8 protein-coding genes are annotated in these 13436 nt (G+C 67.4%); all 8 read right to left on the reverse strand.

Annotated elements, in window-relative coordinates:
- Positions 1 to 66: 66 nt before the first annotated feature.
- A complete protein-coding gene (gene fusA, locus AB0F43_RS32595; RefSeq protein WP_360485680.1) occupies positions 67 to 2178 on the reverse strand; it encodes an elongation factor G in 2112 nt (703 codons plus the stop codon).
- A 71-nt stretch (positions 2179 to 2249) separates the two neighbouring features.
- Positions 2250 to 2720: a 30S ribosomal protein S7 gene (gene rpsG, locus AB0F43_RS32600; protein WP_360485684.1), complete on the reverse strand. Its 471-nt coding sequence runs from the start codon at positions 2718 to 2720 to the stop codon at positions 2250 to 2252.
- Complete coding sequence (rpsL, locus tag AB0F43_RS32605) at positions 2720 to 3094, reverse strand: 30S ribosomal protein S12 (RefSeq protein WP_012923692.1); 375 nt, start codon at positions 3092 to 3094, stop codon at positions 2720 to 2722. The genes rpsG and rpsL overlap by 1 nt, the downstream gene beginning before the upstream one ends.
- Before the next feature lie 280 nt (positions 3095 to 3374).
- A complete protein-coding gene (locus AB0F43_RS32610; protein ID WP_360485687.1) occupies positions 3375 to 4181 on the reverse strand; it encodes a maleylpyruvate isomerase N-terminal domain-containing protein in 807 nt (268 codons plus the stop codon).
- Positions 4182 to 4185: 4 nt separating this feature from the next.
- Positions 4186 to 5544 (reverse strand): nuclear transport factor 2 family protein, encoded by a 1359-nt coding sequence (locus AB0F43_RS32615; RefSeq protein WP_360485690.1) that lies wholly within the window; start codon positions 5542 to 5544, stop codon positions 4186 to 4188.
- A gap of 31 nt (positions 5545 to 5575) precedes the next feature.
- On the reverse strand, positions 5576 to 5713 hold the full coding sequence (locus AB0F43_RS32620; protein ID WP_360485693.1) for a hypothetical protein: 138 nt from the start codon (positions 5711 to 5713) through the stop codon (positions 5576 to 5578).
- A gap of 87 nt (positions 5714 to 5800) precedes the next feature.
- Complete coding sequence (locus AB0F43_RS32625; protein WP_360485696.1) at positions 5801 to 9661, reverse strand: DNA-directed RNA polymerase subunit beta'; 3861 nt, start codon at positions 9659 to 9661, stop codon at positions 5801 to 5803.
- Between the two features lie 104 nt (positions 9662 to 9765).
- Positions 9766 to 13248, reverse strand: coding sequence for a DNA-directed RNA polymerase subunit beta (rpoB, locus tag AB0F43_RS32630; protein ID WP_360485699.1), 3483 nt, complete (start codon positions 13246 to 13248; stop codon positions 9766 to 9768).
- Positions 13249 to 13436: the final 188 nt, after the last annotated feature.

The raw sequence follows: 13436 nt of genomic DNA on the forward strand, positions 1-13436 counted from the left end.
TCCTAGATAAATGTTGACTACGCCGTACGCCGACGCGCTCTGTGGGTGTTGGTCAGGAGCGAGAGACTACTCGCCCCGGGCCTTCTTGATGATCTCTTCCGCCACGTTCTTCGGAACCTCGGCGTAGGAATCGAACTGCATCGAGTAGGACGCGCGCCCCTGCGTCTTGGAACGCAGGTCACCGACATACCCGAACATCTCCGACAGCGGCACCAGGGCCTTCACGACCCGGCTGCCACCAGGGCCCTCGTCCATCGACTGGATCTGGCCACGGCGGGAGTTGAGGTCGCCGATCACGTCGCCCATGTAGTCCTCGGGCGTGGTGACCTCGACCGCGAACATCGGCTCCAGGATGACCGGACCGGCCTTGCGGGCGGCATCCTTGAACGCCATCGAGCCGGCGATCTTGAACGCGAGCTCGGAGGAGTCGACATCGTGGTAGGCGCCGTCCTGCAGCGTCACCTTGACGTCCACCATCGGGTAGCCGGCCAGTACGCCGAACTCCATCGCCTCCTGGCAGCCCTCATCCACCGACGGGATGTACTCCCGCGGGATGCGGCCACCGGTGACGGCGTTGACGAACTCGTAGCCGCCCTCGCCGCCGGCCTCCACCGAGGTCGGCTCGATGTCGATGATCACGCGACCGAACTGACCCGAACCACCGGTCTGCTTCTTGTGCGTGTAGTCGACCTTCTCGACCTTCTTGGTGATGGTCTCGCGGTAGGCGACCTGCGGCTTGCCGACGTTCGCCTCGACCCGGAACTCGCGCTTCATCCGGTCGACCAGCACCTCGAGGTGCAGCTCGCCCATACCGGCGATGATGGTCTGGCCGGTGTCCTCGTCGGTCCGGACCTGGAAGGTCGGGTCCTCCTCGGCGAGCCGCTGGATCGCGACGCCCAGCTTCTCCTGGTCGGCCTTCGACTTGGGCTCGATGGCGACCGAGATGACCGGGGCCGGGAACTGCATCGACTCCAGCACGACCGGGTTCGCCGGGTCGGCCAGGGTCTCACCGGTGGTGGTGTCCTTCAGGCCCATCACGGCGACGATGTGGCCGGCGCCGATCGACGCGATCTCCTCACGCTTGTTCGCGTGCATCCGGTAGATCTTGCCGATCCGCTCCTTGCGGCCCTTGGTCGGGTTCAGCACCTGCGTACCGGTCTCGAGCTTGCCCGAGTAGACCCGGATGAAGGTGAGCTTGCCCAGGTGCGGGTCGGCCGCGATCTTGAACGCCAGCGCCGAGAACGGCTCGCTGTCGTCCGGCTTGCGCAGCACGACCTGCTCGGCGTCCTTGACGTCGTGGCCCTCGATGGCCGGCACGTCGATCGGGCTCGGCAGGTACGCGTTCACCGCGTCCAGCAGCGGCTGGACGCCCTTGTTCTTGAACGCCGTACCGGTCAGCACCGGGGTCAGCTTGCTGGCCAGGGTGGCCCGGCGGATGGCGGCGACCAGCTGCTCCTGGGTCGGCTCCTCGCCCTCCAGGTACTGCTCCATGACCTCGTCGTCGGCCTCGGCGACGGTCTCGATCAGCTTGTCGCGCCACTCGGCGGCGAGCTCGGTGTGGCTGGCCGGGATCTCCTCGACCGTGTAGTCCTCACCGATCTTGGTCTCGCCGCGCCAGGTCAGCGCACGCATCCCGACCAGGTCGACGACGCCGATGAAGTCGGACTCGGCCCCGATCGGCAGCTGCATGACCAGCGGCACCGCGGCGAGGCGGTCCCTGATCATGTCGACGCAGCGCATGAACTCCGCGCCGGTGCGGTCCAGCTTGTTCACGAAGCAGATCCGCGGTACGCCGTACCGGTCGGCCTGACGCCAGACGGTCTCGGACTGCGGCTCCACGCCGGCGACACCGTCGAACACCGCGACAGCACCGTCGAGCACGCGCAGCGAGCGCTCCACCTCGACGGTGAAGTCGACGTGGCCCGGGGTGTCGATGATGTTGATGGTGTGGTCTTTCCAGGTGCAGGTCGTCGCGGCGGACGTGATGGTGATGCCGCGCTCCTGCTCCTGCTCCATCCAGTCCATCGTGGCGGCGCCCTCGTGGACCTCACCGATCTTGTAGGTGATACCGGTGTAGAAGAGGATCCGCTCGGTCGTCGTCGTCTTGCCGGCGTCGATGTGAGCCATGATCCCGATGTTGCGGACCTTGGCCAGGTCGGTGGTGATTTGTACGGCCACCTCGGTGGTCTACCTCTCGATTCTGTACTGCGTCAAAGGGGTGAGCGCTGGGGTCCGGATCGGACCCCGGATCACCAGCGGTAGTGGGCGAAAGCCTTGTTGGCTTCGGCCATCTTGTGCGTGTCCTCGCGGCGCTTGACCGAGGCACCCAGACCGTTCGAGGCGTCCAGGATCTCGTTCATCAGACGCTCGGACATGGTCTTCTCGCGACGGGCGCGGGAGTACATCGTCAGCCAGCGCAGCGCCAGCGTCGTCGACCGGCCCGGCTTGACCTCGATCGGCACCTGGTAGGTGGCGCCACCGACCCGGCGGCTCTTCACCTCGATGCTCGGCTTCACGTTGTCCAGCGCACGCTTCAGCGTGATGACCGGGTCGGTGCCGGTCTTGGCGCGGGTGCCCTCGAGCGCGCTGTAGACGATGCTCTGCGCGATCTGCTTCTTGCCGTCGACCAGGATCTTGGAGATCAACTGGGTGACGAGCGGCGAACTGTAGACCGGGTCGATGATGACCGGGCGCTTCGGGGCCGGGCCCTTGCGCGGCATTAGCTCTTCTCCTTCTTCGCGCCGTAACGGCTGCGGGCCTGCTTCCGGTTCTTCACACCCTGGGTGTCGAGCGAACCGCGGATGATCTTGTACCGGACACCCGGCAGATCCTTCACACGACCGCCACGGACGAGCACGATCGAGTGCTCCTGCAGGTTGTGGCCGACGCCGGGGATGTACGCGGTGACCTCGATGCCGCTGGTCAGGCGGACACGCGCAACCTTGCGAAGGGCCGAGTTCGGCTTCTTCGGCGTAGTGGTGTAAACGCGCGTGCACACACCGCGACGCTGAGGGGAACCCTTCAGGGCGGGCGTCTTGTTCTTGGACACCTTGTCCTGGCGGCCCTTGCGGACCAGCTGCTGAATGGTGGGCACCGCGTAGGTCTCTTTCTGTCGTCCGGCTTTCTTCTGCTGCTTCTCCGCCTGACCCCCGCGGTCGGGTGTGTCGCGTGCGCACGGGCGTACCGAAGCCGTAATCTTCCAGACTGTCGGCAGGAATCCCGTGCCACGCGCGCAGACCCGAACGACCGAGGGGCACGCATGACGGCCCAGGATGACCCGGGCACGATCGTTAAGACTAGCGGCTGCCTCAAGCACGGTCAAAATGAGTAACCGACCGCAACCGAGGCCGTTCCGCGTGTCCAGTCTACAGGCTCTACGGCGTGGTCCTGCCGTCGAGGAAAGCGGCTGCCACGGCAGCGTCTCCCTCGACCGCCAGGACGCTTCCCGGCAAGCGTTTCCACAGGCACAGATCGAGCTCGGCGGCGGTGCCCGAGACGACCGCTTCACCGGCCGCCTTCCCTCGCTCGACCCGCGGCCCGATCCCTTCGGACACAGGCCCTTCCGGCACCGGCGTCAGCGTCCACTCGTCGCCGGTGTCAGTGGCCCGTACGCCGATCTGCCGGGTCACCGCCGGCTCGAACCCGCGGGCCAGCAGCCGGGGCAGGAACACCCCGAACACCTCGTCCACCCCGTCGGCCGCGAGCCGCGGAGGTACGACGGTAAGACCACTGGCGGCACCCTGATCCGGATCGGCACCGGCTTGGACGGCGTCCACGAGGTGGATCGCTGTCTCATGCAGCCGCCGGCGAGACCAGAATCCCGCGCGCTGCTCGACCGGTGCGAAGTTCCAGCACGGCTCGTCCGGATCGACGGCCCGGATCGCGGCGACCAGCGCGGCGGTCGTACCGCTGTACCAGTCGGCCCAGGAGATCGTCGTACGGAGCACCTCCGGGACCTTCTGGGCGGTGCCGCTGAGCAGGATGGACGCGGCCCAGCGCTGGCCGGCGCCGACGTGCAGGGCGAGGTCGGCCAGCGTCCAGCCGGGACAGGCCGGCACCGCCGCGGCCGGGTCGACGCGATCGAGAACGGCCGCGAACTCCGCGGCCGTCCGCTCGAACTCGGCCAGGTAGTCGATCGGGTCGCCGGACGACCCGATCGGGCTCGGCCATGCATCAGACACGGAATCAGACACGGAACTGGACTTCGGCGATCAGCCCGTCGGTGACGCGGTACAGCGCGATCATCGGCGTCGGCTCGTCGGTGTCGTACGCGAGGATGTGCTCGACCACCCACTCGCCGAGCATCAGCTTCTGCACCACCTCGGTCTTGCACCGGCCGGCGTCGAACCGGGGCCGGTAGTGCTCGCGGAGGAACCGGCGGCCCTTCAGCTCGGAGCCGTCGGGCAGCTCGATCCGGGCGGTCGGCGAGTACATCGCCAGGAACGCCTCCAGGTCGTGGGCGGCGTACGCGGCGTGCTCCCGGGCGACCACCCGTGCGGCAGGTGTGTCCGTGGTGGCGGCGGCCACGGTCGCTGCCGCGACGCTGGCCAACGGTGTGGAGGCGGGTGTGGCGGCCGGAGTAGGCGTAGGAGTCGGCAGGGCCGTGGGAGCTTCAGGTGCCGCCACGGTGGCCGTTACAGGGGACGCTGAGGTGGTTGGTGTCGGCCGACCGGCGGGCGCCTTGGCTGCTCTCGCGGCCGGCTTGACGGACTTGGTCGTGGGCGTCGTACGCCGGGTGGACGATTTGGCCGGAGGAGGGGGAACGAGGAGTTTGTCCTGGCCGCCCGGCTCCTCGCCCAGGTGGGCGATCGCCCAGTCCAGAGCCTTGGTGACGGCGGCGCGTGATTCTTCGGTGTGGTCGAGCATGTCGAACCCGTGGTGCCCTTTCGGTACGTCGATGATGTCCAGCGCGGTACCACCGGCGGAGACGAACTCCGCGACCGGACCGGCGAGCTCCTCCAGCTCGAGCCCGGCTCTGGTCAGCAGCACCGGCAGATCTCTGCTTGATTCTTTCCCCACCCCACCGCCCCGGTCGTGTTTGCCGATCACTTCGGCGGCATTGACCAGTTCTTCGACACCGGGCGGGGTGGCGAGCAGGGGATAGGTCAGGGCGACGCAACGCAGCCAGTCGGGATGGCTGTCCAGCCACTCCCCCGCCAGCAGGCCGGCGCCGGAGAAGAACCACAGTGCGACCCGATCGGGGTCGACCCGTGGATCGGATCGCAGTACGCCGATCGCAGCCTCCACCTCGTCCGCGGCGGCGACCAGCCGGTCGAAGCCGTGGATCAGGCTGTGGTCGACAACAGCGGCCACCACGCCACGCCGGGCGGCAGCGGTCGCGTATCCCCGGTACACCGGCCACTCGCGAGGCATCACCTCGAGGCCGGCGGGCCCAGGACCCCCGTGCACAAAGAGAATCGCGCCGGTCCGGGCGGTCTCGACCGGGCGGTAGAAGTCGATCTCCCCGAGCCGGTCGACCCGGACGTCAGGGCCGTCCAAGACTCCCAGCACGAAGGGCCGCAGGTAGGCCGGGAGATCCGTCATGCACCAATCTTGGCGCATCAGGGGGACACTTTCAGCCGCCACCCCGCGTGTGGTGCACACTCCGCTGCGCAAGCTCGGCCAGTACGCCGGAATCGACGCCAGCCAAGCGTTTGACGTACAGGCATCCGACCCCGTTCGCGTGCGGGCCGAGTCGGCCGAGCAGTTCCATCGTGCATCGAGTACGGCCCGGCCCGGAACGCCGCGAGGGCGGCACCCCCTGGTGGGAGTGCCGCCCTCGGCGGTGTGTTGACTCGAATCAGTTCTGGTAGGAACCGAGGTCGAAGTCGTCGAGCGGGACCGACTGCCCGGTGGACGGGCCGAAGTCGTAGTCGTACGACTCGTAGCCGACCATCGAGTACATCGCGGCCTTCGCCTCCTCGGTGGGCTCCACCCGGATGTTGCGGTACCGGTCCATCCCCGTACCGGCCGGGATCAGCTTGCCGATGATGACGTTCTCCTTCAGACCGACCAGCGAGTCGGACTTGCCGTGGATCGCGGCCTCGGTGAGGACGCGGGTCGTCTCCTGGAAGGAGGCGGCCGACAGCCACGACTCGGTCGCCAGCGAGGCCTTGGTGATACCCATCAGCACCGGACGACCCGAGGCCGGCGTACCGCCCTCGGCGACCACCCGGCGGTTCTCCGCCTCGAACATGATCCGGTCCGCGAGCTCACCCGGCAGCAGCTGGGCGTCGCCCGACTCGATCACCGTGACCCGGCGCAGCATCTGCCGGACGATGATCTCGATGTGCTTGTCGTGGATGGCCACACCCTGCGACCGGTACACCTCCTGGACCTCGTCCACCAGGTGCTCCTGCGCCTTGCGTACGCCGAGGATCCGCAGGACCTCCTGCGGGTCCGGCGTACCCTGCGTCAGCTGCTGGCCGACCTCGACGTGCTGACCTTCCTCGATCAGCAGGCGGCCACGCTTCGACACCGGGTAGGCGACCTCCTCGGAACCGTCGTCCGGGGTGAGCACCAGCTTGCGGGTCTTGTCCGTGTCCTCGATCGAGATCCGGCCGGCCGCCTCGGCGATCGGCGCCTTGCCCTTCGGCTGCCGGGCCTCGAACAGCTCGACGACACGCGGCAGACCGTGGGTGATGTCATCACCCGCGACACCACCGGTGTGGAAGGTACGCATGGTCAGCTGCGTACCCGGCTCACCGATGGACTGTGCCGCGATGATGCCGACCGCCTCGCCGATGTCGACCGGCTTACCGGTCGCCAGCGACCGGCCGTAGCACTTCGCGCAGGTACCGGTCTTGGCGTCACAGGTGAGCACCGAGCGGACCTTGACCTCCTGCAGCCCGGCCTCGACCAGCTTGGCGATCGAGACGTCGCCCAGGTCGCTGCCGGCCTCGAGCACGACGGTGCCGTCGGGCGCGATCGCGTCGGTGGCCAGCGTCCGTGCGTAGGCGCTGGTCTCGACGTTCTCCGCGTGCACGACCTTGCCGTCCGGACCGGGCTCGCCGATCTTCTTCGGCAGGCCCCGCTCGGTGCCGCAGTCCTCCTCGCGGATGATCACGTCCTGCGAGACGTCCACCAGACGACGGGTCAGGTACCCCGAGTCGGCGGTTCGCAGCGCGGTGTCGGCCAGACCCTTCCGGGCACCGTGGGTGGCGATGAAGTACTCGACCACCGACAGGCCCTCACGGAAGTTGGACTTGATCGGCCGGGCGATGATCTCACCCTTCGGGTTGGCCACCAGGCCACGCATACCGGCGATCTGCCGGATCTGCATCATGTTGCCTCGGGCACCCGAGTGGACCATCATCCAGATCGGGTTGGTCTTCTCGAAGTTCTCCTCCATCGCCTTGCCGACCTCGGCGTTGGCGCCGGTCCAGATCTCGATCAGCTCCTGCCGCCGCTCGGACGAGGTGATCAGGCCTCGCTCGAACTGCTTCTGGACCTTCTCGGCCTGCGACTCGTACCGGGCCATGATCTCCGGCTTGGACGGCGGCGTGCTGAAGTCGTCGATCGACACGGTCACGCCGGACCGGGTGGCCCAGCGGAAACCGAGATCCTTCAGCGCGTCCAGGCAGTTGGCCACCTGGACCTTGGAGTACCGCTCGGCCAGGTCGTTGACGATCCCGCCCAGCTGCTTCTTGCCCACCTCGACGTCGACGAACGGGTAGTCCGCCGGCAGCGTCTCGTTGAACAGCGCCCGGCCCAGCGTGGTCTCCAGCGAGAACCCGCCGCCCTCGAGCTCGACCGCACCGGCCGGTACGCCGGCCTCGTTCAGGCGCAGCGTGATCTTGGCCTGCAGCGACAGCTCGTTGCGGTCGAACGCCATCAGCGCCTCGGCCACCGAGCTGAACGCCCGGCCCTCGCCCAGCGCGCCCTCCTTCAGCATGGTCAGGAAGTAGATGCCGATGATCATGTCCTGGGTCGGCATCGTGACCGGACGGCCGTCGGCCGGCTTCAGGATGTTGTTCGTCGACAGCATCAGGATCCGGGCCTCGGCCTGCGCCTCGGCCGACAGCGGCAGGTGCACCGCCATCTGGTCACCGTCGAAGTCCGCGTTGAACGCGGAGCAGACGAGCGGGTGGATCTGGATCGCCTTGCCCTCGATCAGCTGCGGCTCGAACGCCTGGATGCCGAGCCGGTGCAGCGTAGGCGCACGGTTCAGCAGCACCGGGTGCTCGGTGATGACCTCTTCCAGCACGTCCCAGACCTGGGCCCGCTGGCGCTCGACCATCCGCTTGGCGGACTTGATGTTCTGCGCGTGGTTGAGGTCGACCAGCCGCTTCATCACGAACGGCTTGAACAGCTCCAGCGCCATCGCCTTCGGCAGACCGCACTGGTGCAGCTTCAGCTGCGGGCCGACGACGATCACCGAACGACCGGAGTAGTCGACGCGCTTACCGAGCAGGTTCTGCCGGAAGCGGCCCTGCTTGCCCTTGAGCATGTCGGACAGCGACTTCAGCGGCCGGTTGCCCGGGCCGGTGACCGGACGGCCGCGGCGACCGTTGTCGAACAACGCGTCGACGGCCTCCTGCAGCATCCGCTTCTCATTGTTGACAATGATCTCCGGCGCGCCCAGGTCGAGCAGTCGCTTGAGCCGGTTGTTCCGGTTGATCACCCGGCGGTACAGGTCGTTCAGGTCCGAGGTGGCGAACCGGCCACCGTCGAGCTGGACCATCGGCCGCAGGTCCGGCGGGATCACCGGCACGCAGTCGAGCACCATGCCCATCGGGCTGTTGTTGGTGGCCAGGAACGCGGTGACGACCTTGAGCCGCTTCAGGGCGCGGGTCTTGCGCTGGCCCTTGCCGGTCTTGATCGTCTCGCGCAGGTTGTCCGCCTCGGCCTTCAGGTCGAAGGTCTCCAGCCGGCGCTGGATCGCGGCGGCGCCCATGGCGCCCTCGAAGTACTTGCCGAACCGCTCCTTCATGGCGCGGTAGAGGATCTCGTCGCCCTCCAGGTCCTGGACCTTCAGGTTCTTGAACCGGGTCCAGACCTCGTCGAGGCGGTCGATCTCGCGCTGCGCACGGTCGCGCAGCTGCTTGACCTCACGCTCGGCGCCTTCCTTCACCTTGCGGCGAACGTCGGCCTTGGCGCCCTCGGCCTCGAGCTGCGCCAGGTCCTCCTCGAGCTTCTTCATCCGCGTCTCGATGTCGTTGTCGCGCCGGTTCTCGAGCTGCTTGCGCTCGACGTCCGTCCGGCCCTCCAGCGACGACAGGTCGCGGTGCCGCGCCTCCTCGTCGACGTCGGTGATCATGTACGCCGCGAAGTAGATGACCTTCTCCAGGTCCTTCGGGGCGAGGTCGAGCAGGTAGCCGAGCCGCGACGGGACACCCTTGAAGTACCAGATGTGGGTGACCGGCGCGGCCAGCTCGATGTGGCCCATCCGCTCCCGGCGCACCTTGGAGCGGGTGACCTCGACGCCACACCGCTCGCAGATGATGCCCTTGAAGCGAACGCGCTTGTACTTACCGCAGTAGCACTCCCAGTCCCGGGTGGGACCGAAGATCTTCTCGCAGAACAGGCCGTCCCGCTCGGGCTTGAGGGTCCGGTAGTTGATCGTCTCGGGCTTCTTGACCTCGCCATGCGACCACTGACGGATCTCGTCCGCGGTGGCCAGGCCGATCCGAAGCTCGTCGAAGAAGTTCACGTCGAGCACGATGTGTTATCTCCCGTAACTAAGTGTTTTCCGGGGGGTGGCCCCCAGACCCCCGAAGGGGTTGGTCTGAGTGAGTTGGTTGTTGATCTCAAGCGGCAACCCGCTCAGACCTCCTCGACGCTGTTCGGCTCACGCCGGGACAGGTCGATGCCCAGTTCCTCCGCGGCACGGAAGACGTCCTCCTCGCTGTCGCGCATCTCGACCCGGCTTCCGTCGGACGAGAGCACTTCCACGTTCAGACACAGGGATTGCATTTCCTTGACCAGAACCTTGAAGGACTCCGGGATACCCGGCTCCGGAATGTTCTCGCCCTTGACGATCGCCTCGTACACCTTGACCCGGCCGACCACGTCGTCGGACTTGATCGTCAGCAGCTCCTGCAGCGCGAAGGCGGCACCGTAGGCCTCCAGGGCCCACACCTCCATCTCGCCGAACCGCTGACCACCGAACTGCGCCTTACCACCCAGCGGCTGCTGGGTGATCATCGAGTACGGACCGGTCGAGCGCGCGTGGATCTTGTCGTCGACCAGGTGGTGCAGCTTCAGCATGTACATGTAACCGACACCGATCGGCTCCGGGAACGGCTCCCCCGACCGGCCGTCGAACAGCCGGGCCTTGCCGGAGCTGTCGACCATCCGGACGCCGTCCCGGTTCGGCAGCGTGGAGCCGAGCAGGCCGGTGACCTCCTCCTCCTTGGCGCCGTCGAAGACCGGGGTGGCGACGTTCGTCATCGGGGCAGCGGAGCCGGCGCCGATCTTGATCAGCCGCTGGGCCCACTCCTCGGTGTTCTCCGGGTCGATCTCCCAGCCGCGGCTGGCGACCCAGCCGAGGTGGGTCTCGAGCACCTGACCGACGTTCATCCGGCCGGGCACGCCCAGCGGGTTCAGGATGATGTCGACCTGGGTGCCGTCCTCCAGGAACGGCATGTCCTCGACCGGCAGGATCTTCGAGATGACGCCCTTGTTGCCGTGCCGGCCGGCCAGCTTGTCGCCGACCGAGATCTTGCGCTTCTGGGCGACGTACACGCGGACCAGCTGGTTCACGCCCGGCGGCAGCTCGTCGCCGTTGTCGCGGTCGAAGACGCGGACGCCGATGACGGTGCCGTTCTCGCCGTGCGGCACCTTCAGCGAGGTGTCGCGGACCTCACGGGCCTTCTCACCGAAGATCGCGCGCAGCAGCCGCTCCTCCGGGGTCAGCTCGGTCTCACCCTTCGGGGTGACCTTGCCGACCAGGATGTCACCGGTGGTGACCTCGGCACCGATCCGGATGATGCCCCGCTCGTCCAGGTCGGCCAGCATCTCGTCGGAGACGTTCGGGATGTCCCGGGTGATCTCCTCCGGACCCAGCTTGGTGTCGCGGGCGTCGACCTCGTGCTCCTCGATGTGGATCGAGGTCAGCAGGTCCTGCTGCACGACGCGCTGGCTGAGGATGATCGCGTCCTCGTAGTTGTGGCCCTCCCACGGCATGAAGGCGACCAGCAGGTTGCGGCCGAGCGCCATCTCACCCTCGTCGGTGCACGGACCGTCGGCGAGCGGCGAGCCCTCCTCGACCCGCTGACCGGCGTCGACCAGCGGGCGCTGGTTGATGCAGGTGCCCTGGTTCGACCGGCGGAACTTCGCCAGCCGGTAGGTCTGGTACGTGCCGTCGTCGGCGGCGATCTCGATCAGGTCGGCCGAGACCTCCTTGACCACACCGGCCTTGTCGGCCACCACCACGTCACCGGCGTCGACCGCACCGCGGTACTCCATCCCGGTGCCGACCAGCGGTGCGTCCGCGGTGATCAGCGGAACGGCCTGGCGCTGCATGTTGGAGCCCATCAGCGCGCGGTTGGCGTCGTCGTGCTCGAGGAACGGGATCATCGCGGTCGCCACCGACACCATCTGGCGCGGCGAGACGTCCATGTAGTCCACGTCCTCGGTCAGCACCAGCTCGACCTCACCGTGCCGCCGGCGGACCAGCACCCGGTCCTCGGCGAACCGGTTGTCCTCGGTCAGCGCGGCGTTCGCCTGCGCGATGACGAACCGGTCCTCCTCGTCCGCGGTCAGGTAGTCGACCTGGTCGGTGACCCGGCCGTCGATGACCTTGCGGTACGGCGTCTCGACGAAACCGAACGGGTTCACCCGGCCGTAGCTGGCCAGCGAGCCGATCAGGCCGATGTTCGGGCCTTCCGGGGTCTCGATCGGGCACATCCGGCCGTAGTGGGACGGGTGTACGTCGCGGACCTCGAAGCCGGCCCGCTCGCGGCTCAGACCACCCGGGCCGAGCGCGTTCAGCCGGCGCTTGTGGGTCAGGCCCGCGACCGGGTTGGTCTGGTCCATGAACTGCGACAGCTGGGAGGTGCCGAAGAACTCCTTCAGCGCCGCCACCACCGGGCGGATGTTGATCAGGGTCTGCGGCGTGATCGCCTCGACGTCCTGGGTCGTCATCCGCTCCCGGACCACCCGCTCCATCCGGGCCAGGCCGGTGCGCAGCTGGTTCTGGATCAGCTCGCCGACGGTCCGCAGCCGGCGGTTGCCGAAGTGGTCGATGTCGTCTTCCTCGACCACGATCTCACCGGTCGGGGCGGGCAGCTCGGTCTTGCCCTCGTGCAGGGCGACCAGGTACTTGATCGTGGCGACGATGTCGTCGATCGTCAGCACCGCGGTGTCGTGTGCCTCGTCCCGGCCGAGCTTCTTGTTGATCTTGTACCGGCCGACCTTGGCCAGGTCGTAGCGCTTGCCGTTGAAGTAGTAGTTGTCCAGCAGCGCCTGCGCGGCCTCCCGCGTCGGCGGCTCGCCCGGCCGCAGCTTGCGGTAGATGTCCAGCAGGGCGTCGTCCTGGCCGGAGGTGTGGTCCTTCTCCAGGGTGAGCCGGATCGACTCGTAGTCGCCGAACTCCTCCAGGATCTGCGCGTCGGTCCAGCCAAGCGCCTTCAGCAGCACGGTGACGTTCTGCTTGCGCTTGCGGTCCAGCCGGACGCCGACCATGTCGCGCTTGTCGACCTCGAACTCCAGCCACGCACCGCGCGACGGGATCACCTTGGCGGTGAAGATGTCCTTGTCCGACGTCTTGTCCGGCGTGCGCTCGAAGTACACACCGGGCGAGCGGACGAGCTGGGACACGACCACCCGCTCGGTGCCGTTGATGGCGAAGGTGCCCTTGCGCGTCATCAGCGGGAAGTCGCCCATGAAGACGGTCTGGCTCTTGATCTCACCGGTCTCGTTGTTCATGAACTCGGCGGTGACGAACAGCGGCGCGGAGTAGGTGACATCCCGCTCCTTGCACTCGTCCACCGTGTTCTTCGGAGGCTCGAAACGGTGGTCACGGAACGACAGCGACATGGTGCCGCTGAAGTCCTCGATGGGGGAGATCTCCTCGAAGATCTCCTCCAGGCCGCTGGGGCCGGACAGGTCGGACCGACCCTCGGCCTCGGCGGCGGCCACCCGGGCCTGCCAGGTTTCGTTGCCGACCAGCCAGTCGAAACTGTCCACCTGCAGCGCAAGCAGATCCGGAACCTCGAGAGGCTCGGAAATCTTGGCGAAAGAGATGCGGCGGGAGCCGGAAACGTCGGAAATGCTGTCGGACTGGGGGTTGCGCGAGGCGACCAAGGGGCGTCCTTCCACGGGCTCGCAGAAATCACTTCGGTGCTGGGAGCGCACGCCGAACCGCCCTAGTCAAGTCGAGACCGGAGCCAGGGTGAGGTCAAAGGCAGCGCAAAGCAATAGGCTACCCGATCAGGGCAAGCCTGTCCAGCGGGGTCCGATACTATGCCTTCGGACCACCCACTCCGTCAAGG

The organism is Kribbella sp. NPDC023972 (assembly GCF_040639075.1).
GTDB lineage: Bacteria > Actinomycetota > Actinomycetes > Propionibacteriales > Kribbellaceae > Kribbella.